Source organism: Streptomyces sp. NPDC087859, from assembly GCF_044742595.1.
In the GTDB taxonomy this organism is placed as follows: domain Bacteria; phylum Actinomycetota; class Actinomycetes; order Streptomycetales; family Streptomycetaceae; genus Streptomyces; species Streptomyces canus_F.
This window is the reverse complement of the sequence record NZ_JBIUUU010000025.1, coordinates 115,698-134,437: the sequence shown is the minus strand read 5'-3', so window position 1 is coordinate 134,437 and position 18,740 is coordinate 115,698. Positions and strand designations below refer to the sequence as shown.

The 18,740-nt window shown below is 68.5% G+C and carries 26 protein-coding genes; 11 read left to right on the top strand and 15 right to left on the bottom strand.

Features of this window, described 5'->3' with window-relative positions; all coding sequences use genetic code 11:
• Both ACIOHP_RS43675 and ACIOHP_RS43670 read right to left on the bottom strand, forming a co-directional pair.
• Window positions 1-298 (bottom strand): helix-turn-helix domain-containing protein (locus ACIOHP_RS43675; protein WP_401896397.1); only part of this gene is annotated, 298 nt, incomplete at its 3' end.
• Window positions 299-311: 13 nt separating this feature from the next.
• Complete coding sequence (locus tag ACIOHP_RS43670) at window positions 312-1,106, bottom strand: SPL family radical SAM protein (protein WP_401896394.1); 795 nt, start codon at window positions 1,104-1,106, stop codon at window positions 312-314.
• 246 nt (window positions 1,107-1,352) lie between these two features.
• On the opposite strand from ACIOHP_RS43670, the gene ACIOHP_RS43665 reads away from it, so the two are divergent.
• From ACIOHP_RS43665 to ACIOHP_RS43650, 4 genes are all read left to right on the top strand, one after another.
• Entirely contained in the window at window positions 1,353-1,619 is a 267-nt protein-coding gene (locus ACIOHP_RS43665; RefSeq protein ID WP_401896392.1) for a hypothetical protein, read from the top strand.
• A 49-nt stretch (window positions 1,620-1,668) separates the two neighbouring features.
• Window positions 1,669-2,451 carry an MBL fold metallo-hydrolase gene (locus tag ACIOHP_RS43660; RefSeq protein WP_401896389.1) on the top strand — a complete coding sequence of 261 codons (783 nt, stop codon included), beginning with the start codon at window positions 1,669-1,671 and terminating at the stop codon, window positions 2,449-2,451.
• A gap of 38 nt (window positions 2,452-2,489) precedes the next feature.
• Entirely contained in the window at window positions 2,490-2,882 is a 393-nt protein-coding gene (locus ACIOHP_RS43655) for a nuclear transport factor 2 family protein (protein ID WP_401896387.1), read from the top strand.
• A 75-nt stretch (window positions 2,883-2,957) separates the two neighbouring features.
• Window positions 2,958-3,383, top strand: a complete 426-nt coding sequence (locus tag ACIOHP_RS43650) for a PPOX class F420-dependent oxidoreductase (protein WP_401896385.1) — start codon at window positions 2,958-2,960, stop codon at window positions 3,381-3,383.
• 84 nt (window positions 3,384-3,467) lie between these two features.
• Here the strand turns inward: ACIOHP_RS43650 and ACIOHP_RS43645 are convergent, their stop codons facing one another.
• From ACIOHP_RS43645 to ACIOHP_RS43635, 3 genes are all read right to left on the bottom strand, one after another.
• Window positions 3,468-3,977 (bottom strand): MarR family winged helix-turn-helix transcriptional regulator, encoded by a 510-nt coding sequence (locus ACIOHP_RS43645; RefSeq protein ID WP_401896383.1) that lies wholly within the window; start codon window positions 3,975-3,977, stop codon window positions 3,468-3,470.
• A gap of 85 nt (window positions 3,978-4,062) precedes the next feature.
• Window positions 4,063-4,650, bottom strand: a complete 588-nt coding sequence (locus tag ACIOHP_RS43640; RefSeq protein ID WP_401896380.1) for a TetR/AcrR family transcriptional regulator — start codon at window positions 4,648-4,650, stop codon at window positions 4,063-4,065.
• Between the two features lie 85 nt (window positions 4,651-4,735).
• Window positions 4,736-5,551, bottom strand: a complete 816-nt coding sequence (locus tag ACIOHP_RS43635) for an oxidoreductase (protein WP_401896378.1) — start codon at window positions 5,549-5,551, stop codon at window positions 4,736-4,738.
• A 204-nt stretch (window positions 5,552-5,755) separates the two neighbouring features.
• On the opposite strand from ACIOHP_RS43635, the gene ACIOHP_RS43630 reads away from it, so the two are divergent.
• Window positions 5,756-6,607, top strand: coding sequence for an MBL fold metallo-hydrolase (locus tag ACIOHP_RS43630; protein ID WP_361546307.1), 852 nt, complete (start codon window positions 5,756-5,758; stop codon window positions 6,605-6,607).
• Between the two features lie 193 nt (window positions 6,608-6,800).
• Here ACIOHP_RS43630 and ACIOHP_RS43625 read toward each other — a convergent pair whose 3' ends face one another.
• A complete protein-coding gene (locus ACIOHP_RS43625) occupies window positions 6,801-7,409 on the bottom strand; it encodes a TetR/AcrR family transcriptional regulator (protein WP_401896375.1) in 609 nt (202 codons plus the stop codon).
• 349 nt (window positions 7,410-7,758) lie between these two features.
• Between ACIOHP_RS43625 and ACIOHP_RS43620 the strand changes: the two genes are divergently transcribed.
• The gene (locus tag ACIOHP_RS43620) at window positions 7,759-8,814 is read left to right on the top strand and encodes an aldo/keto reductase (protein WP_361546301.1); all 1,056 of its coding nucleotides are present in this window, start codon (window positions 7,759-7,761) and stop codon (window positions 8,812-8,814) included.
• A 253-nt stretch (window positions 8,815-9,067) separates the two neighbouring features.
• Here the strand turns inward: ACIOHP_RS43620 and lpdA are convergent, their stop codons facing one another.
• The 4 genes from lpdA to ACIOHP_RS43600 all read right to left on the bottom strand — a co-directional run bounded on the left by lpdA (window position 9,068) and on the right by ACIOHP_RS43600 (window position 13,500).
• Window positions 9,068-10,477 (bottom strand): dihydrolipoyl dehydrogenase, encoded by a 1,410-nt coding sequence (lpdA, locus tag ACIOHP_RS43615; RefSeq protein ID WP_401896372.1) that lies wholly within the window; start codon window positions 10,475-10,477, stop codon window positions 9,068-9,070.
• Between the two features lie 815 nt (window positions 10,478-11,292).
• A complete protein-coding gene (locus ACIOHP_RS43610) occupies window positions 11,293-12,354 on the bottom strand; it encodes an LLM class flavin-dependent oxidoreductase (protein ID WP_401896370.1) in 1,062 nt (353 codons plus the stop codon).
• Complete coding sequence (locus ACIOHP_RS43605; protein WP_401896409.1) at window positions 12,354-12,887, bottom strand: SRPBCC family protein; 534 nt, start codon at window positions 12,885-12,887, stop codon at window positions 12,354-12,356. The genes ACIOHP_RS43610 and ACIOHP_RS43605 overlap by 1 nt, the downstream gene beginning before the upstream one ends.
• Before the next feature lie 115 nt (window positions 12,888-13,002).
• On the bottom strand, window positions 13,003-13,500 hold the full coding sequence (locus tag ACIOHP_RS43600) for a helix-turn-helix domain-containing protein (RefSeq protein WP_361546292.1): 498 nt from the start codon (window positions 13,498-13,500) through the stop codon (window positions 13,003-13,005).
• A 77-nt stretch (window positions 13,501-13,577) separates the two neighbouring features.
• Here ACIOHP_RS43600 and ACIOHP_RS43595 point away from each other — a divergent pair, with 77 nt between their 5' ends.
• The 4 genes from ACIOHP_RS43595 to ACIOHP_RS43580 all read left to right on the top strand — a co-directional run bounded on the left by ACIOHP_RS43595 (window position 13,578) and on the right by ACIOHP_RS43580 (window position 15,216).
• Window positions 13,578-13,763 (top strand): enoyl-CoA hydratase-related protein, encoded by a 186-nt coding sequence (locus ACIOHP_RS43595; protein ID WP_401896368.1) that lies wholly within the window; start codon window positions 13,578-13,580, stop codon window positions 13,761-13,763.
• Entirely contained in the window at window positions 13,754-13,960 is a 207-nt protein-coding gene (locus tag ACIOHP_RS43590; protein WP_401896366.1) for a hypothetical protein, read from the top strand. The genes ACIOHP_RS43595 and ACIOHP_RS43590 overlap by 10 nt, the downstream gene beginning before the upstream one ends.
• Window positions 13,961-13,967: 7 nt before the next feature.
• Window positions 13,968-14,177 (top strand): hypothetical protein, encoded by a 210-nt coding sequence (locus ACIOHP_RS43585; RefSeq protein WP_401896363.1) that lies wholly within the window; start codon window positions 13,968-13,970, stop codon window positions 14,175-14,177.
• A 340-nt stretch (window positions 14,178-14,517) separates the two neighbouring features.
• A complete protein-coding gene (locus ACIOHP_RS43580; RefSeq protein WP_401896360.1) occupies window positions 14,518-15,216 on the top strand; it encodes an SDR family oxidoreductase in 699 nt (232 codons plus the stop codon).
• A 173-nt stretch (window positions 15,217-15,389) separates the two neighbouring features.
• Here the strand turns inward: ACIOHP_RS43580 and ACIOHP_RS43575 are convergent, their stop codons facing one another.
• From ACIOHP_RS43575 to ACIOHP_RS43560, 4 genes are all read right to left on the bottom strand, one after another.
• Window positions 15,390-16,262 (bottom strand): alpha/beta fold hydrolase, encoded by an 873-nt coding sequence (locus ACIOHP_RS43575; protein WP_401896357.1) that lies wholly within the window; start codon window positions 16,260-16,262, stop codon window positions 15,390-15,392.
• 96 nt (window positions 16,263-16,358) lie between these two features.
• Window positions 16,359-16,868, bottom strand: a complete 510-nt coding sequence (locus ACIOHP_RS43570; protein WP_401896354.1) for a winged helix-turn-helix transcriptional regulator — start codon at window positions 16,866-16,868, stop codon at window positions 16,359-16,361.
• A 134-nt stretch (window positions 16,869-17,002) separates the two neighbouring features.
• On the bottom strand, window positions 17,003-17,128 hold the full coding sequence (locus ACIOHP_RS43565; RefSeq protein WP_401896351.1) for a hypothetical protein: 126 nt from the start codon (window positions 17,126-17,128) through the stop codon (window positions 17,003-17,005).
• A 95-nt stretch (window positions 17,129-17,223) separates the two neighbouring features.
• Window positions 17,224-17,724 (bottom strand): PaaI family thioesterase, encoded by a 501-nt coding sequence (locus tag ACIOHP_RS43560; RefSeq protein WP_401896349.1) that lies wholly within the window; start codon window positions 17,722-17,724, stop codon window positions 17,224-17,226.
• A 104-nt stretch (window positions 17,725-17,828) separates the two neighbouring features.
• Between ACIOHP_RS43560 and ACIOHP_RS43555 the strand changes: the two genes are divergently transcribed.
• Window positions 17,829-18,296, top strand: a complete 468-nt coding sequence (locus ACIOHP_RS43555; protein ID WP_401896346.1) for a winged helix-turn-helix transcriptional regulator — start codon at window positions 17,829-17,831, stop codon at window positions 18,294-18,296.
• Between the two features lie 77 nt (window positions 18,297-18,373).
• Here ACIOHP_RS43555 and ACIOHP_RS43550 read toward each other — a convergent pair whose 3' ends face one another.
• Window positions 18,374-18,625: a hypothetical protein gene (locus tag ACIOHP_RS43550; RefSeq protein WP_401896344.1), complete on the bottom strand. Its 252-nt coding sequence runs from the start codon at window positions 18,623-18,625 to the stop codon at window positions 18,374-18,376.
• Between the last annotated feature and the right edge of the window lie 115 nt (window positions 18,626-18,740).

Genomic DNA, 18,740 nt, shown 5'->3' with positions numbered 1-18,740 from the left:
CGCGCTGGGCGAAGAAGTTCCCGAACGCCGTCTGCAGATGCCGCAGCGCCTGCTGCAACGGCACCGAGGACACCTCCGCCAGGAAAGCCAGTTCCTCGGTCTTCTTCCACTGCGTGAGCGCGGCGGAGGACTGCACGTAGGAGATGCGGCGCTGCTCGCCGTACCAGGCCCGGGCGCGTTCCTCCAGCGCCTTGTTGTAAACAAGGCGGACGCAGCCGAACGTGCGGGACAGCTCAGCCGCCTGCTCGTTCGTGGGGTAAAAGCGGTACTTGAACGCCCGCTTGACCTGCCGCGTCACGCCTCACACCGTATCAACTTCCCTGCTGGCGGCGGGTGTCGTCCGGTGGACGGCACCCGCCGGTCCGCCCTGACGGCGAACCGGCTTGCCCTGCCCTGCTTTGCAGGGCATTCGATTCCTCCCCGGCCTGAAGGCCGGGGTATCCACGAAGGACAGACCCGATGAACACCTCACTGACGCCCGCGTCGACGAGCCGGCCGAAGAGGTCGTCCAGAAGCTCGGGCTGGGTGGCGAAGTGAGGCAGAAGCGGGCCGACGAAGGCATAGGTGGGGATGCCCGCCTCCGTGAGTTCGGACAGGGTGCGTAGTCGGCGGGAGGCGAGTGGAGCGCGTACCTCCAGCCAGCGGCTGACCTTGTCGTCGGTGGTGGTCACGGTGATGCCGACCTCGGCGCGGGGCAGGCCGGCGAGCAGGTCGATGTCACGGGTGACGACAGGCGACTTGGTGAGGATGCGGACCAGGCCCGGGTACTCGACCCTCTTCAGCTCGTGCAGGACGCCGCGCGTGAGCCGGTACTTCGCCTCATGGCCCTGGTAGGGATCGGTGACCGAGCTGAGCAGCATCGTGCCCCGCCGCTTCTTTTCCGGCATCTTCGCCAGCTCCTTGCGGGCGAGCTCGACCGCGTTCTTCTTCACGTACAGGTAGTCGCCCCACTCCTTAGCCGACCGGCCGAACTGGCGCCCGGCGAAGCTGGCGAAGCAGTAGGCACAGCCCAGTACGCAGCCGGTGTAGGGATTGATGACGTAGTCGTTCGACGGGGTCTTCGACTTCTGAATCAGGGTCTTCGCCTGGATCTCGACCGGCTCCACGAGCGCTTCCTTCCTTCCTTCCTTCCGACCCGACCGTCCGCGTCCGCGGCGTCGGGTTCTTCGGCTGTCCTAGGGCCGGCCGGCTGATGACCACCGAACCCGCATCCATGGAACAATAATCCATGGAAGTTGCTTCCATAGAATGTAAATGCTTTGCTGGACGTAGGCCGACGATGGCCGCCACCTGAGCCCAGGCAGTGGCAGCAAGTCCGATTTACCCCTTAAGGGATGCAAGGAGTGAGTGTCATGGCGGTTCCCGCCTTCAACTCGGTTGCCTGGTTCGAGTTCGGCACCGACCAGCCGGAGGAGGTCAAGGCGTTCTACGGCGACCTCTTCGACTGGAAATACGTCCTCAAGGACGTCCAGGACGTCGCCGAGACCGTCAGGCGTGGGCAGGGGCTCGGCGCCAAGGTCCTCATGGAACCGGTCTCCGACTCCGCGGGCTTCACCTTCGCCCGGCTGCAGGACACCACCGGCAACCACTTCGGAGTGTTCTCCGCACCCGCCGCCTGACCGGTTGTGCAAGACCGCTTCCTCACTGTTCACCGCCTGGAGGTTCCCGATGTCCGGCGCCAGCACCACCAGCGAAAGGATCCCCGTCCGCGTCTACGGCGGTCCGACCACCGTGATCGAGTACGGCGGGCTGAGGTTCGTCACCGATCCGACCTTCGACCCTCCGGGCGACTACCCCATGCCCCTCCCCGGCGACCACAAGCTCGTCAAGACCGAGCCGTCACCCGTCACAGCCGCCGGCCTGGGCCACGTCGACGCCGTCCTGCTCTCCCACGACACCCACGACGACAACCTCGACAACGCCGGCCGCGCCTTCCTGCCCGAGGTCCCCGTCGTCCTCACCACCGATAGCGGCGCCGACCGCCTCGGAGGCAACGCACGAGGACTGGCCTTCTGGGAGACGGCAGAGCTCCAGCGGCCCGACGGCACAACCGTGACCGTCACGGGTGTGCCCGCCCGCCACGGTCCCATCGGCTGTGAACCGGTCACCGGCGACGTCATCGGTTTCGTCCTCACCTCCGACGACCTGCCCTCGGTCTACGTCAGCGGCGACAACGCCGCTCTGGAGCACGTCAAGGAGATCGCCGAGAAGTTCGCTCCCGTCGACACCGCGGTCCTCTTCCTCGGCGGCGCCCGCATGGCGTTCGCCTTCGACGGCGCCCTGCTCACCCTCGACAGCGCCCAGGGCGCCGAGGCCGCGCGCCTACTCGGCGCCCGCCGGGTCGTCCCCGCCCACTTCGACAGCTGGGCCCACTTCAAGGAAGGACGAAACGAGATCGAGGCGGCGTTCGCCGAAGCCGGCCTCGCCGACCGCCTCGACTTCGCCCGCTAGCCACCCATCCCCCGCACAACAACCCAGGAGCAAACGACATGACCAGCACGAACCTCGACGTCGCCCGCACTTACTTCCAGGCCGTCCAGACCGGAGACATGGCCGCTCTCGGCGAACTCCTCGACGCCGACATCGTCTGGCACCAGCCCGGCGCCAACCAGTTCTCCGGCGAACACAAGGGACAGGCCGCCGTCTTCCAGATGCTCGGCAGCATGATGGAGACCAGCCAGGGCACCTTCGCCATCGACAAGGTCCACACCCTCATGGGCAACGGCGACCTGGTCACCGCCACCATCCACTTCACCGGCCGGCGCGGCGACACATCGATGAGCATGGACGGTGTCGACCTCCTGCGCGTCGAGAACGGCAAGATCACCGAGATGTGGCTCTTCTCCGCCGACCCGGCCGCCGAGGACGCCTTCTGGGGCTAGAACCCGCGGTGCCCGAGGCCGAACTCGGCCTCGGGCACACGTGAGTCGATCCGTACGCACACGAAGGGCACCCGCATGCGGAAGATGACCGAGTCTCAGTGGCGTACGTTCGTCACGCACGGCACCCGCACCGGCAAGCTGTCCACCGTCCGCGCCGACGGCAGCCCCCATGTGACACCGGTCTGGTTCCTTCTCGACGGTGACGACATCGTGCTCACCACCGAGAGGGACGGGGTCAAGGGCCGCAACCTCGCCCGCGACGGACGGTTCGCCCTCTGCGTCGACGAGGACCGGCCACCGTACGCGTTCGTCCTGCTCCAAGGACGCGCGGACCTCTCCGAGGACCCCGGCGACATGCTGCGCTGGGGCGGTCTCCTCGGCGCCCGGTACATGGGCGACGATCGCGCCGAGGAGTACGGCGCCCGCAATAGTGGCCCCGGAAACCTCCTCGTCCGCGGCCGCATCGACAAGGTCATCGCGTTCGACGGCGTCGCCGACTGACGGTGGGCTGACGGGGCGGGGTCGGGTGAACCGGTTTCCCGCCGGCGGCCCGTCAGCCCACGGGCACCGCGCGGCCGCCGTGGCTCACAACGCCGGCTTGCTGGGCTGCTTCGGCGCCCGCGTGCCCGGCACCGGCGTCTGCCCGGCGGCCTTCCGCTCCGCGTCCAGGGCCCGTCCGGCTGCCCGCAGCGTGCCGAGGACCGCCGTCACCTCGCGCACGGACTCCGCGGGAATCACCGACCCGATCCGCAGCTCCAGCTCGTCCTCGAAGACCTTCAGCGCCCCGTCCACCAGCTTCCGTCCCTCAGGCGTCAACTCGACGATCGAGGAACGGCGGTCGTTCGGATTGGCCCGCCGCACACAGAAGCCCGCCGACTCCAGACGGTCGACCACCTTGCTCGTGCCGCCCACCGTGATCGAGAACTCCTCCGCGATGTCCTGGATCCGCGGCCCGGGCCGACACGACAGCAGGTGCAGCACCTCGAACGAGGTCAGCGGCAGGTCGTACTCGGCCCTCAATCGCCCCTCGATGCCGTTCCACAGCTCGATCTCCAGCGAGACCAGCTCCCGGTACAGCAGCTTCAGGTCAGCCATCACTCATCTTCCGGAGAATTATCTTCCATGGATGATTAATGGTAGGTCATCAGCGTCGGGACGAGCCGCATGGAGATGACACTCGTCAGTTGTGCTGCTCGGCGCCTATCAGTGCGAGGGCGTTGCGGATGCCTTGTTCGAGGAGTTGGTCGGCGAGTTGGCGGTCGGTCAGGGCGCGGGAGAGTTGGAGGGTTCCGGCCATCATGCCGAGGAGGCTGAGTGAGGTCAGGCGTGCCGAGGGTGGATCGTGGGGGGCCAGGCGGGCGGCGAAGTCGTCGATGAGGACGAGTGCGCCGTGGGTGTAGGCCTGTCGGGTGGGGTCGGTGGAGCGGGCGATCTCGTCGAGGAGGGCGGCGTTGGGGCAGCCGTCCTCGATGCTGTCGCGCTGCTCGGGTGAGAAGTACCAGCGGATGATCTGTTCGAGGCCGGCCCGGCCGGGTGCCGCCTGGGCGGCGATGTCCGCGTGCTGGGCGCGCATCTGGTCGGCGACCGCGGTGGCGACGAGGTGGTCCTTGGAGTCGAAGTAGGCGTAGAAGGTGCCGCCGGTCAGGCCCGCGTCCTTCATGAGGGTGGCGACCCCGGAGCCGTCGATGCCCTCCCGCTTGAGCCGACGGCCCGCCGCGGCGATGATCCGCTGCCGCGTCTCCTGCTTGTGTTCCTTCGCGTACCGCACCGCGTGTTCCTCCGTCGCAGCCGGGGCCCGCCCCCCGGCTACCGCTGGTCAGGTCGATTGCGGCCCGTGAGGGCGGGCCGGGATGTCAGGCGGGCAGGCGGTTGTTCTTGCGGATCTGCTTGTCGAAGGCGCCGGCGGGGACGAGGCGGCGCGCCGTGGTGACGCGGGAGGCCAGCGGGCCGGCGGTGTAGCGCAGCTTCGGCTTCCTGTCGGTGGCCGCGGTGACGATCACCTTGGCGACGACGGCGGGATCGTCGCCGGCCTTCATCGCCTCCGCCATGACCTCGTCGAAGACGCGCCGCCGCTCGGCGTACAGGGGCAGCGGGGTGTCGGGCTGCGCGGCGTTGGTGTCGAAGCTGGTCTTGGTGTAGGCGGGCTGGACGATCAGGACCCGGACGCCATGCTCGCGGACCTCATGGTCCAGCGACTCGGAGTAGCCCTCGATGGCGTGCTTCGACGCGACATAGAGGGCCATGAAGGGCTGGGGGGCGATCCCGAGGACGGACGAGATGTTGATGACGCGTCCGCCGCCCTGGGCGCGCATGTGCGGCAGGACGGCCTTCGTCATACGGATGACACCGAGGACATTGACGTTCAGGACGTTCTGGGCCTGGGCGACGGAGTTCTCCTCGACGGCGCCCGCCGAGCCGATGCCCGCGTTGTTGACCAACACGTCGATACGTCCGAACCGGTCGATCACTTCTGCGACCGCGGCACCGGCCGACTCGTCACTGCCGACGTCGAGGTCGAGGTACGTCACGCCGGGGGGCGGGGTGAGTCCGGAGGTCTTGCGGCCGGTTCCGATCACCTCGAACCCCGCCGCCACGAAGGCGCGGGCCGCCTCCTTGCCGATCCCCGATGAGGCACCTGTCACGAGCGCTACCGGCCGGGTTGTCGCCATCATGAGCTCCTTGGTTTTACATTACGCTCGTATGTCTTACGTTCGTACGACCATATGTCGAGCGTCGGTCGATGGCAAGTGGCCAGTCCGGCGCGGCAGGGCGAGTTCTGCGTTTGACGACAGCCCGGCACGGGGCTGCACTTGATTCATGGAGGCTGCGGCGACTCCGTCCTAGGGGGCGACTCCGTCCTGGGGAGAGCAGCGATGACAACCATCCAGAGTTTCAACCTTCTGCAGCCGTACAAGATCGCCGAGGAGACGTTCGTCATTCCGTGGGCCCTTGAGGCACCACCGGTCGGCCACTTCCCGATGAACTCGATGGTGATCCGGGGAACCGAACCAGTCCTCGTGGACACCGGGGCACCCGCAGTGCGCTCGCAGTGGCTGGAGGCAGCCTGGTCCATCGTGGATCCTCTGGACGTACGGTGGATCTTCCTCACCCACGATGACCGCGACCACGCCGGCAACCTCCTGGCGGTCCTCGCGGAATGCCCGAACGCGACCCTGCTGACGACCTGGTTCTCCATCGGCCGCATGGCCGAGGAGTGGGAGATTCCCATCAACCGGTGCCGCTTCATGACCGACGGCGACACGATCGACGCGGGCGATCGCACCCTGGTCGCCAAGCGACCGCCCCTGTACGACAACCCCACCACTCGGGCCCTCTTCGATTCGAAGGCCAACGTCCTGTGGTCCGTCGACACCTTCGCCACGAACGTGCCGACCCCTGTGCCCGAAATGGCCGCGCTGTCTCCGGACGAGTTCCGCGACGGCCAGCTCTTCGGCGGACGCCTGGTCTCGCCCTGGGTCGCCCTGCTGGACGCCCAGAAGTTCGAGAAGGTCGTCACCGGCTTCCAACACCTCAACGCCGAGGTCATCGCCGGCTGCCACTGCCCGGTCCTCCGCGGAACACAGATTCCCGAGGCCTACGACCTCCTCCGCCAGCTCCCCGGAATCCCACCCTGGACAGAGTTCACCCAGACCGACCTGGACCAGTGGATGGCGCTTGCCGAGAGCTCGGTTCCGCCGGAGCAACCACGACCGTCGGGAACGTGAGCGTCGCTGCCGCGCGACGTTGAGATCCGCCGGACTTGGGACCGAGGACTCGGATCGGCACACCGTGCGCGGTCTACACGTCGCGCACAGACCTTCAGTAAGCCGGTCCAGGTCGACGTCCTGTCACCTTCGGGACCAGATCAGGATGACGGCGAGGTACTGAACAGCCGGACACAGGTTGCCGAACCCGCCATCAGGGAGATGACGGACCGGCCTCGGCGAGGGCGGCATCGACCAGCAACTCTGCGATGGATCGCGCGCACGCCCCGGTGCGGTTGTCGTTGAGTGCGGTGCCGCGTGCGGCCGCGCCGTCGAAGAGCAGCGCGAGTTGCTCACCGAGCTTTTCCGGGTCGGCGGCCCCGGCCTGCCGTGCGATGTCCGTGAGGCGGTGGGCGAACTCCTTCTTGTACGCCACGGCCAGCCGGTGGGCGGAGTGCTCGGGGTCAGGCACCTCGACGCTGACGTTGAGGAACGGGCATCCCCGGAACGCGGCGGTGGATTCCGCCGGCTTCCGGTCGAAGATGGCGAGGAGCTGCTCGCGCGCGCCGAAAGTCGACTGGGTGGGCGACGGGGATACGGGCAGGAGGGGCTCCACCAGCGACTCCAGGTATGCCCCGACGAGCTCGTCCTTGCTGGGGAAGTGCGTGTAGAGGGTGCGTTTCGAGACCTCGGCGACGGTCGACAGTTGATCCATCCCGGTGGCGTTGATCCCTTGTGCGATGAACAGCTCGGTTGCCGCCTTGAGGATCCGCTCCCGGGCGCCACGCCCCCGACGCCGACGTACGGGCTGATTTTCGATCACAGCGTTAAGGATACCGATCGTTTTACATAGGGCGGCGTGCCCGCTACGGTGGAGCCTTAAGTAGACAGATCGTCTTACTTAGTCGCACCCGGCATCGCATGCAAGCGGATGGGGGAGGTTCGTCGGCCTGCGCCGGCTCGGAGCACGTTCGGCACTCCCTGACCACGGCGCCGCGCCATCGTCCGTCGTCACGCGTGACCTACGACCCCCCGCCCCGGCCCGAACGGGCCGCCCGCCTGCTCCCACCGACGGGACCGCGGGCGCGGTATGCGCCGGAGGGCATGGCCGGTCGGCGGGCGCGCCCCGGCCGCGGCATGTGGCGATGCGAAATCAGCACCAAGGAGACCTGATGCGTTACACGACCTTCGGACGACGGACAGGACTGCGTGTTTCCGAGTACGCGCTCGGCACAGGAAACTTCGGCACCGGCTGGGGCGCCGGCGCCGAACCGGACGAGGCACGCCGGATGTTCGACCGGTTCGCCGAGGCCGGCGGGACGTTCCTCGACACCGCGGACGGCTACCAGTTCGGCGAGTCGGAAGAGCTGGTGGGCAAGTTCGTCGCCGCCGACCGGGACCACTTCGTCCTGGCGACCAAGTTCACCAACGGGGCCAGTCCGCAGCCCGGCATCTCCAGGACGGGCAACAGCCGCAAGAACATGGTCGCTTCACTGGAGGCGAGCCTCAAGCGCCTCGGTACCGACTACGTCGACCTGTACTGGGTCCACTTCCCCGACGACCTCACGCCCATGGAGGAGATCCTGCGCGGGCTCGACGACCTGGTCAGCTCCGGCAAGATCCTCCACGCCGCCCTCTCCAACTTCCCCGCCTGGCGCGTCTCCCGCGCCGCGACCCTCGCGGATCTCAAGAACTGGGCACCGGTCGCGGGCATCCAGATCGAGTACAGCCTCGTCGAGAGGACCGCCGACCGCGAACTGCTGCCGATGGCCGAGAGTCTGGGACTGGGCGCCGCCCTGTGGTCACCACTCGGCGGCGGACTGCTCACCGGCAAGTACCGCCGCAGTGCCGAGGGACGGCTGACCGACCTGAAGGCGGTCATCCACACCGAGAGCACCGAACAGAAGACGGCCGTCGTCGACACGGTCCTGGCCGTCGCCGAGGAGACCGGCGCGACGCCCGCCCAGGTGTCGGTGGCCTGGGTACGTGAGCGTGCCGCGCAGGCATCCACCTCGTTCGTCCCGATCATCGGCCCGCGCAACCTCAACCAGCTCGACGACTACCTGGGCGCCCTGGACGTCCGGCTCACCCCTGAGCAGTTCGCGCGCCTGTCCGACGCCAGTGCGGTCCCCCTCGGAGTGCCCCACGAGGCCTCTGCCGGCGCCCGGGACTCCGTCCAGGGCGGTAACGCCTCCCTCATCACCCAGCCCGCCGTACCCACAGCCTGAGCAGCGATCCTTGCCGTCGGCGGCCTCGTGCCGTCGACGCCCTTCCGCCACGGGCCCGGCGCGGCCCAGGACCCGACCGCTCAGGACCGGGACGCTCAGGGCCTGGACACGCCGGCCGAGCCCTCCCCGCGACCGCGAGGCGTCCGGTTCATCGCCGAGTGAGGCGCCGTGCACCCGAACATAGGGCGGCATGACCCCTTGGCAGCTCCGGGACGCGAAACCGACCCGAGCACCAGGGGCCCATGCCGCACCGCTACATGTTGATCATGTGGCCGGCGAGGCCGTGGACGGCTTCCTTGACTGCCTCGCCGAGGGTGGGGTGGGCGTGGACGTTGCGGGCGACCTCGTGGACCGTGAGGTCCCACTGCTGGGCCAGGGTCAGCTCGGGCAGGAGTTCGGTGACGTCGGGGCCGATGAGGTGGCCGCCGAGGAGTTCGCCGTACTTGGCGTCGCTGATCAGCTTCACGAACCCGGTCGCGTCACCGAGGCCGTGGGCCTTGGCGTTCGCGGTGAACGGGAACTTGGCGACCTGGACGTCGAAGCCCTTCTCCCTCGCCTGCGCCTCGGTGTAACCGAAGCTGGCGATCTGCGGCTGGCAGAAGGTGGACCGCGGGATCATCACGTAGTCCAGCTCCATCGTCTCCGCACCCGCGAGGGTCTCCGCGGCGACCACGCCCATCGCCTCGGCGGCGTGCGCGAGCATCAGCTTCGCGGTGACATCACCGATGGCGTAGAGGTGCGGGACGGAGGTGCGGCACCGTCCGTCGACGTCGATCGCACCACGCTCGGTGACGGTGACGCCCGTGTTCTCCAGGCCGTAGCCGGTGACGTTCGGCGCGAAGCCGATCGCCTGCAGGACCTTGTCGGCCTCCAAGACCTGCTGGGTGCCGTCCTTGCCGGTGACCGTGACCCGCACCTGCGGACCGGACTCGTCGATCGACTCGACGCGGGTCGAGGTGAGGACGTCGATGCCCAACTTGCGGTACTGCTTGGCCAGTTCGGCGGAGACCTCCACGTCCTCCAGCGGGGCGATCCGGTCCAGGAACTCGACGATCGTCACCTTCACGCCATAGTTGTGCAGCACATAGGCGAACTCGATACCGATGGCGCCGGCGCCCGCGATCACGATCGACTGCGGCAGGTCCTCGGCGAGGATCTGCTCCTCGTACGTCACCACGCGCGACGTACGGCGGGTACCGGGCAGCAGCTTCGGGGTCGCCCCGGCGGCGATGATGCAGTGATCGAAGCCAATGGCGCGGGTGTTGCCGTCGTAGTCGGTCACCTGGAGCGTGTGCGGGTCCAGGAAGGTACCCCGACCGCTGACTTCCGTGATCTTGTTCTTCTTCATCAGGTAGTGGACGCCCGTCACCCGGCCGTCCGCGACCTTGCGGCTGCGGCGGAACGCCTCCCCGTAGTCGAAGGAGACCTCACCCTCGACCTTGATGCCGAAGGTCTTCGCCTCGCGGGTGAAGACGTGCGCGAGTTCGGCGTTGCGCAACAGGGCCTTGGTGGGGATACAGCCCACGTTCAGACAGACGCCGCCCCAGTACTTCTCCTCGACCACCGCGACACGCTTGCCCAGTTGGGCGGCCCGGATGGCGGCAACGTATCCGCCGGGTCCCGCGCCGAGTACCACGACGTCGAAGCGCTCCTGCTCATCCATGGACGGTTCCTTTCCGCTGGGGCGGCCGTCCCCCGTGAGGGGCCGACGTGCTCCCGATCGAACAACCTGTTCCTGCTCACCGACTGAGCAGTGGCGGCCTGTGCCACCGCATGCCGCAAGGAGACCACCGGAGCGAGAGAACGGCGCCCACATGGTCACCAGCTCGGCGGCAGTCACCCAGACGCTCGCTTCAGCGCCCCGATGCCGTGATCTATGCCCGCGCGGCAATCATGGACGGCGGGACGACGCCTCGTCGACTCCGCGCACTTCGGCCTCGGCGACACCGAGGCCGAAGACGTCCAGCCCGATGACCACGACTGGCCCGTGAAGACCCGGCCTGCGGACGGCGTCCGGCGCCGCCGCCTCAACTGCGCCCCACGCCGGCAGTGGCCCGTCAGGGCGCCGTGCCGAGCCTCACGCACGCCTTCTGCGGCGGCCCCTCGACGATCCCCTGCATCGAGACGTCACGGCCCGGGCGCCCTCGGTGCCGGGAGAGCGGTGCCGGCACATCAGCGACGGCGTGGCCCGGCCACCGATCGAGCGGCCGCTGACCGTGCCGGCCGAAAGCGGTCAGCTGCAAGCTGACGTTCCCGTCGCCACCGTCGCGCGGCGCCTGCCGGCCGTCCTGTGCGAGGGCAACCAGATCATCGTCGCGGCGGCCGCCAGGGAGGAGTCACTGGCGAGGACGTGCCGTGCGATCAGCCTGCCGATGCCGGGTCTGGTGGCGGACGGCGTCAGCACCCGTGGCAGAGGTCAGCCAACTCCTTCGGCCAACGCCTCGCGACGGCCCTCCTCGACCGGGCCCGGCCGTCTCACTACCGTGCCGCCTCGTCCTCGATGTCACGGACCAGGCCGATGGCCCGGCCCAGGGTGGTGAGCCGGACGTCGAGGGTCTCGCCGGCGGGATAGAAACGGACGGTGTCGACACCCGCGTCGCGCCACACACGCAGCCGCTCGCGCACCATGTCCTCGGTTCCGATCAGAGTGGTCGCCAGCACCATCTCGTCGGTGACCAGCGCGGCCGCACCGTCCCGGTCGCCGGCCTGCCAACGTGTGCGGACCTCTGCCGCCACTTCAGCCCAACCCTGCCGGCTGTAAGCGTTGTTGTAGAAGTTCGTGGTCGCGGAGCCCATGCCGCCGAGGCTGAAGGCCAGTTCCTTCTTGCGACCGGCCACCATCTGGCGCAGCGCGTCCTCGTCGTCCGCGAAGGCGACTTCGGCGCCCTGACAGATGTCGAGGTCGGCTCGGGCGCGACCGGCGGCGGCCAGGCCCTGGTCCAGGTGGTCGAAGTACGCCTCCTTGGCGCCCTCGGGCACGAAACTGGTGCCCAGCCAGCCGTCGGCGATCTCACCGGTCAGGTGCAGCATCTTCGGTGAGAGGGTGGCGAGGTAGATCGGAATGTCATGCTCGGCGCGCATCGACAGACGCATGGGTTTCACCTCCCGGCCCGGCAGCGGAATGCTGAACTCCCGCCCGGAGTAGGAGATTTTGGCGCCCGAGGCGGCCTGGCGCACGATCTCGACGGTCTCCCGCATCCGTACCAGCGGCCGGTCGAAGGGCACGCCGTGCAGTCCTTCGATCACCTGCGGCCCCGAGGGGCCCAGTCCGAGGAGGAAGCGCCCCTGGGAGATCTGCGAGAGGGTGATCGCGGCGCGGGCGATGGCCATCGGTGTGCGGGTGCCGAGCTGGATGATTCCGGATCCGAGGAGCATGCGCTCGGTCTTCGCGGCGAGGTAGCCCAGCGGCGAGGGCGCCTCGGAGCCCCAGGCCTCCGCCACCCAGCAGATGTCCAGACCGAGCTTCTCCGCCTCGGTGACGTAGTCGACGATCTCCCGCCAGTCGCCACCGGAGGCTTCGATCGTGGTGGAGGTACGCATCACAGACTCGCCTCACTCGCGGCCGAGGTGCCCTCGGCCAGCTTCTTGATCGCTTCGAGGGTGACGGTCATGCCGGTCTCGAACTCCCGCATGCGCACGAAGACGATCTTCTGTTCCTTGTCCGGCATACGGTCGATGGCGAAGGAGAGGCCCGAGCGGGCCGGCCCCATCTGCATCCACTGCCGCAGCAGGGTGCCTTCGCCCTGCGGCTCCAGCGTGAACCGCCAGATCGCCGTCGGGTTGAGCGGATCCTCGACCGCCCAGGCGATCGTCCTCGGCGGCTCGTACTCGACGATGTGGGACGTGGTGGCCCACTCCCCCAGCGACTCGTGCTTGCTCCGGCCGATGAACCGGGCTCCCAGAGCAGGGCCGGTTCTGCCGTCCAGCCATTCCACGGACTGCAGCTCTGCACTCATACGCGGCATCAACTCGACGTCAGCCGCCAGCGCCCACACCCGCCCCGGCGGCGCGGCGATCCAGGTGTGGACCTCAACCGTCGGCTTGTCCGCATAGCGCGCACCCGTCCACTCCACGATCCCGTGGCCTCCCTGCCCCATCCGAGAACTCTCATGACCAGACCTGACCAGTAAAGTTGCGTAGATAGACTTACATGTCAAGGGCACACACAGGCCCGGCCCGGACATCGGGTCAGTCCGCGAAACGCTCTTGCACGTCCGGCCGTTCGGCCAGGTGCGGCGGATAACCGGGCCCCATCCGGGGGCGGGTGTTCTCCGCGGTCATCGGTTCACCACAGGAGGCACACACCACCGCGGCATGGGTCTCCTGCCCGCACACTTCGTGGCGCATGGCCACCGGCGGGCCCGCCTCACCGGCCAGCCAGCGGTCCCCCCACCGGTTCATCACCAGCAGGACGTCGTAGAAGTCGCGGCCCTTCTCGGTGAGCACGTAGTCGTAGCGAACCGGCTCCGTCTGGTACGGCCGCTTCTCCAGCAGCCCCTCCTCCACGAGCCGGCGCAGCCGGTCCGTGAGCGTGTTGCGGGCGATTCCCAGCGACTCCTGGAACGCGTCGAACCGCCGGATCCCGTAGAACGCCTCACGCAGCACCAAGGGTGTCCACCAGTCCCCCAGCAGGTCCATCGTCCGGGCGATCGAGCAGGGCCACTGCGCAAAGGATGTCCGCCTCATGACCCAAGCATAGGTTCGTCCAGTCATGAGACCCAGCAGGTGGACCGGCGGCGGTTCAGGCGTGCGATCTGCGTGTCATGACCGAGGGGGACTACTTCATCGGCTGGCCGGAAATCCTCCTCGGCATCATTCCGGAAGGCGGCGGCACCCAGCGGCTGACCCGCCTGATCGGCACCCACAGGTCCCTGGTCGCCATCCTCGAAGGCAAGCCGTTCACGCCGGGAGAGGCGCTCGCCAACGGAGCCTCGGTTCCATGTCGCTGACGGAAGGGCTGCACGTCGAGCGCACCGAGTTCTTCACCCGAGTCATGCCCCAGGAAGGTCAGGAACTCATGCTCGACTACATCGAGACAACCGATGCCACCGGCGAGCTCCCGCTCTACAACCCGGACACCTACGAACAAGCACTCACCTTGGGCAGCGTGCCCGGCCACCGCTCGACGAAGAGGACGCGGCGGTGACGCGACGATGACCACGCCCCACTCCTTCACCCGGCACGACATCACCTTCCCCTCCGGCGACAGCACGTGCGCCGGATGGCTCTCCCTCCCCACGGGCGTCACGTCCCCGCCCGTCGTCGTACTCGGCCACGGCCTGGGCGCCACCCGGGAGATGCGCCTGGACGCCTTCGCCGAGCGCTGCGCCCAGGCCGGCATCGCCGCCGTGGCCTTCACCTAGCGGCACTTCGGCGACAGCGGCGGCCACCCGCGCCAACTCCTGCCGATCAAGCGTCAACTCGCCGACTGGGACGCCGCCCTGGCCTACGTCCACACCCGCCGTGACGTCGACCGCGCCCGTATCGCGATCTGGGGCAGCTCCTTCGGCGGCGGCCACGCCATCGCCACACCCGCTCCGAGTCCACCTTCGACGGACCGCGAAAGGGGTGTGCCGCACGTGCGGCACACCCCTTTCGCCTTGGCCGTGGACACCGTCGACCGCGCAGAGCGTTTGCGCTCACCGACACCACCCGCTTAGTATTACGGTCGTACGTCAATCACCTACTGCCCTTGGACCCTCCATGGACCTCTCCGCCAGCACCGCTCTCGTCACCGGAGCCAACCGAGGCTTCGGTCGAGCCCTCGCCACCGAGCTGCTCGGCCGCGGCGCCACCGTCTACGCCGGCGCCCGCAACCCCGACCAGGTCGACCTGCCCGGCGCCAAGCCGATCGCGCTCGACATCACCGACCCCGCCTCTGTCGCGGCCGCCGCCCAGGCCATCGGGGACGTGACCCTCCTGATCAACAACGCGGGATCCTCCACCGGCGCCGACCTGCTCGCCGCCGACGTCGACGACATTCGCCTGGAGATGGACACCCACTACTTCGGCACCCTCTCGGTGACCCGCGCCTTCGCACCCCAGATCGCGGCCAACGGCGGCGGGACGATCCTGAACGTCCTGTCCGGCCTGTCCTGGGTCAGCTTCCCGGAGTTCGGCGCCTACTGCGCAGCCAAGTCCGCCGAGTGGTCGCTCACCAACGCCCTGCGCCTGCAACTCGCCGACCAGGGCATCCGCGTGGCCGGCCTGCACGTCGGCTACATGGACACCGACATGGTCCGCGCCGTCGACGCAGCCAAGTCCCACCCGGCCGACATCGCCCGCATCGCCGTCGACGGCATCGCCGCCGGCGCCTACGAGATCCTCGCGGACGACGTCTCCCGCCAAGCCCAGGCCGCGCTGGCCGGAGGCGTCTCCGCGCTCTACCCGCAGCTCCCCTGAGGGCCGGACCGCCCAGGCACCCGCACCGAGCCCGGTGGAGGCCGGTGCTCACTCACGCACCATGCCGTCGCCCGTCGGTATTCACGTCATTGATCGACGGCCGAGTACGTCTGCCCAGGGAGCGTCATGGAGCAGTGGCGCTGAGCGCCACCGCTTCCGTCACGTTGGGGAGTTCACGGGCTCGTCCTGCCGGCCAGAAAGGGCCGCAGGTGCGCCAACATCGCCGCCGGCTGCTCCTCCGGGATGAAGTGGCCGCACTCCGGGATCTCGGCACCGGTGACGTCGTCCGCGTAGCCACGCCAGATCTCCAGTGTCGGCAGGCGGGCAGGAAGGCCCACGGACCCCCACAGCGCCAGCAGCGGCATGCTGAGGCGGCGGCCTTCGGCGGCGTCGATGTCGTCGAGGGCGGTGTCCTCCTCCATGGCGCGGTAGTCGTCGAGGCTCGCACGCAGGGCGCCCGGGCGCGAGAACGCACGGACGTAGCCGTCGACCGCGTCGGCGGTCAGGCCGTGGCGGTTGTAGGTCCACCGTTCGAAGAAGTACTCGAGATACCCACGGATGTCCTGCCCCACCAGGCGCTCGGGCAGGTCGGGCTGCATGCGGAACAGCCAGTGCCAGTACCCGGAGGCGAGTGAGGCGTCCAGGCGGCGGAACATCTCGCGGGTGGGAACGATGTCGAGCACGGCCAGCCGCTCCACCTGGTCCGGGCGGTCCAGCGCCCAGCGGTGCCCGACGCGAGCGCCGCGGTCGTGGCCTACGACCATGGCCCGCTCGAAGCCGAGCGTCTCGACGAGGCCTGCCATGTCGGCGGCCATACGCCGCTTGTCGTAACCGTGGGTGGGCTTGTCGCTCAGGCCGTATCCGCGCAGGTCCGGCGTCACAACGGTGTGGTCGGCGGCGAGGTCCGCCAGTACCGGCCGCCAGCATTCGGAGGTCTGCGGCCAGCCGTGAAGCAGGACGAGCAGGGGTCCGGACCCGGCTCGGACGTAGTGCAGACGGACCCCGTGCACCTGCGTCACTCCGGTCTTCACTGTCGGCTGTCCCATGGGAAGGCCCTCCTGACTTGACCTGAGCCAACCGCCTTGCCGGTCAGACTCTTCCGCTCGCCGTTGGTGACAGGAGACTGACGGAGGAACCTCAGCTCACTCGGACGACTTCATACGAAAGGCCGGGCCGGGGACGCTCTCGATGTCCTGCACTGGCACCGGGTGGCCGAGTTCGCAGCGGATCTGGACATCGACGTGTGCGCCGCACTCGCGGTGTCGCGCCACTACCGCCGGCCCCTCCGGGTCGGCGCGGTAGCGGTCACCCCACTGCAGCAGCCCCATCACGGCCGGCACCAGATCCATGCCCTTCGCAGTGATCACATACTTCGGCCGACTCCGCGAACCGGGCTCCTTGTACGTCTCGGTCGCCAGGATCCCTTCCTCCACCAGCATCCGAAGCCGTGTCGCGAGGAGGTTGCGAGGACAGCCGAGAACGCGTTCGAAGTCGCTGAAGCGGGACGAGCCGTACCAGACCTCGCGCAGGATCAGGATCGTCCACTTCTCGCCCACGATCTCGAGAGTCCGGGCGATCGAGCAGTTGGACGTGTCCCGGTCGAGTCGGGGGTCCATGCCGGTGTCTTGCAGAACTTCGGTCCACGCATCCATGGGAGCGATTCTAACCGATTTAAGTTTACTTTCAGATACTCAGCCGACGCGCCCTCCCGGCGGGCGAAGATCGCCGCCGGGGCGAGTGGGCGCGCTCGACTCAGGCCGCGCGTACGTGACGGTCGCGCTACCCCTTACATGGCGAGCACGATCTTGCCGGCGGTACGGCCGCCGCCCGCCAGCGGGCCCTGGAGAACCTCCACGCGCCGATGGTCCTGGCGGATCTCGCCGAGCAGTCCCCGGTACCTTTCGGAAACCACGGATCTACCCGTACCTCTCACGCCACCGAGCGAGAGCAGGCCGCCGCCGGGCGGAACATCGCCGCCCTCCACGAACCGAGGCTCCGCCCGCGGAGTCATCGCTGAGGGACGGGCACCGGGAAGAGCATGCAGCTGCTGGTGGCGTGGGCCAGCAGACGGTCCGTCGCGTCGAGCAACTGGGCCTGGGCGAGGGCGGTTTGGCGGCCCTTGTTGATGACCGTGCCGATGGCGCGCACCGGGCCCGTGTCCGCGGTGATCCGACGCAGGAACTTCACCGTCAGGTCGAGCGAGGTGTACGCCACGCCCTGCGGGAGCGTGGACTGGACGGCGCACCCCGCCGCCGAGTCGAGCAGGGTGGCGAAAATGCCGCCGTGGACGCTACCGATCGGGTTGTAGTGCTCCTCCCCCGGCGTCAGCGAGAACACCGCCCTGCCGGGTTCCACCTCGTCCAGGGCGAAGTCGAGGGTGTAGCTGACCGGCGGACCCGGGAGGCGCCCCGCCATCAGCTCGCGCAGGAAGTCGATGCCGGCCATGCGCCCGGCGGCCTCCGCCGAGATCGCGGGATCGTCCCATTGATACGTACGTGTTCGCCCCACGGTCCGGTGCCCTTCCCTCTGCCCGACAGCTGACTTTTTCAAATGAAGCTAGACTTCTGCGCACCTGACTGTCAATGACGAAGCCAGAGCTCTACGATGGCCGCATGGAGTGGCTTGAGGCGAGCACCGAGAACTGCCCCGTCCAGCGCACGCTCGACGTGATCGGGGAGAAATGGACACTGCTGATCCTGCGTGACGCCGTCAACGGAGTCCGTCGCTTCGACGACCTCCACCGCCACATCGGCCTGTCGGAGGCCGTCCTCAGCGACCGTCTCCGCAAGCTGACCTCGGCCGGCATCCTCCGGACCGTCCCCTACCAGGAACCCGGCAGCCGCTCCCGCAACGAATACCGCCTGACCCGCAAGGGCTGGGACCTGTGGCCCGTCCTGATGGCACTGACCCAGTGGGGCGAGGCACACACGCTCGGCCCCGAGGGACCTCTACTGGACGTCCGCCACACCGACTGCGACGCCCCGGTCCGCGTCGTCGTCGAATGCTCCGCGGACCACGCCACCCTCACCCCCCGGGAAGTCACCGCCCGGCTGGGACCGGGCGCCCGCCTCCGGTCGTGAGCCATCGCCGGCACCCTGGCCGCACCGATGCGCCGTACTCCAGGGGGCGTCGCAACTGACCGTCTTTCCGCCGGGCCTTATCGAGGCGCCGAGACGTGACCCCGGGGGGAGCGGACGACTGTGGAATCCGGCTCGGACGTTCCCTGTCCCGCGCTGAGCTCGTCCAGCAGGAGGTCACCGAGCTCGGAGAACGCGTCACCGGCGGTCAGGCCGGTCCTCTCCAGGAGGATCCCCGACTGCACCGCATCGATGGTGACCGCTACGACCTGGGCGGCGAAGTGACCGTTGAGCGCGCGGAAAACGCCGGCCTGCACGCCCTGGACAGACATCCGTCCGTGATGCCCATGCGACCGTCCCGCACAGGATCAGGATCGCCCGCTTCTCGCCCGCAGGGAGCAACCCTTACCCGCCTGAGTTTACTTTTCCATACTCAGCTAGTAATGT

Excerpts from the sequence above, each read along its gene's own strand:
- ACIOHP_RS43585 (WP_401896363.1), top strand. The coding sequence starts at position 13,968 with ATGACCACGCCCCACTCCTTCACCCGGCACGACATCACCTTCCCCTCC.
- ACIOHP_RS43630 (WP_361546307.1), top strand. The coding sequence starts at position 5,756 with ATGACAACCATCCAGAGTTTCAACCTTCTGCAGCCGTACAAGATCGCC.
- ACIOHP_RS43575 (WP_401896357.1), bottom strand. The coding sequence starts at position 16,262 with ATGGGACAGCCGACAGTGAAGACCGGAGTGACGCAGGTGCACGGGGTC.
- ACIOHP_RS43620 (WP_361546301.1), top strand. The coding sequence starts at position 7,759 with ATGCGTTACACGACCTTCGGACGACGGACAGGACTGCGTGTTTCCGAG.
- lpdA (WP_401896372.1), bottom strand. The coding sequence starts at position 10,477 with ATGGATGAGCAGGAGCGCTTCGACGTCGTGGTACTCGGCGCGGGACCC.
- ACIOHP_RS43655 (WP_401896387.1), top strand. The coding sequence starts at position 2,490 with ATGACCAGCACGAACCTCGACGTCGCCCGCACTTACTTCCAGGCCGTC.
- ACIOHP_RS43550 (WP_401896344.1), bottom strand. The coding sequence starts at position 18,625 with ATGTCTGTCCAGGGCGTGCAGGCCGGCGTTTTCCGCGCGCTCAACGGT.
- ACIOHP_RS43570 (WP_401896354.1), bottom strand. The coding sequence starts at position 16,868 with ATGGATGCGTGGACCGAAGTTCTGCAAGACACCGGCATGGACCCCCGA.
- ACIOHP_RS43610 (WP_401896370.1), bottom strand. The coding sequence starts at position 12,354 with ATGCGTACCTCCACCACGATCGAAGCCTCCGGTGGCGACTGGCGGGAG.
- ACIOHP_RS43595 (WP_401896368.1), top strand. The coding sequence starts at position 13,578 with ATGACCGAGGGGGACTACTTCATCGGCTGGCCGGAAATCCTCCTCGGC.
- ACIOHP_RS43645 (WP_401896383.1), bottom strand. The coding sequence starts at position 3,977 with ATGGCTGACCTGAAGCTGCTGTACCGGGAGCTGGTCTCGCTGGAGATC.
- ACIOHP_RS43555 (WP_401896346.1), top strand. The coding sequence starts at position 17,829 with ATGGAGTGGCTTGAGGCGAGCACCGAGAACTGCCCCGTCCAGCGCACG.
- ACIOHP_RS43580 (WP_401896360.1), top strand. The coding sequence starts at position 14,518 with ATGGACCTCTCCGCCAGCACCGCTCTCGTCACCGGAGCCAACCGAGGC.
- ACIOHP_RS43650 (WP_401896385.1), top strand. The coding sequence starts at position 2,958 with ATGCGGAAGATGACCGAGTCTCAGTGGCGTACGTTCGTCACGCACGGC.
- ACIOHP_RS43590 (WP_401896366.1), top strand. The coding sequence starts at position 13,754 with ATGTCGCTGACGGAAGGGCTGCACGTCGAGCGCACCGAGTTCTTCACC.
- ACIOHP_RS43635 (WP_401896378.1), bottom strand. The coding sequence starts at position 5,551 with ATGGCGACAACCCGGCCGGTAGCGCTCGTGACAGGTGCCTCATCGGGG.
- ACIOHP_RS43600 (WP_361546292.1), bottom strand. The coding sequence starts at position 13,500 with ATGAGGCGGACATCCTTTGCGCAGTGGCCCTGCTCGATCGCCCGGACG.
- ACIOHP_RS43665 (WP_401896392.1), top strand. The coding sequence starts at position 1,353 with ATGGCGGTTCCCGCCTTCAACTCGGTTGCCTGGTTCGAGTTCGGCACC.
- ACIOHP_RS43660 (WP_401896389.1), top strand. The coding sequence starts at position 1,669 with ATGTCCGGCGCCAGCACCACCAGCGAAAGGATCCCCGTCCGCGTCTAC.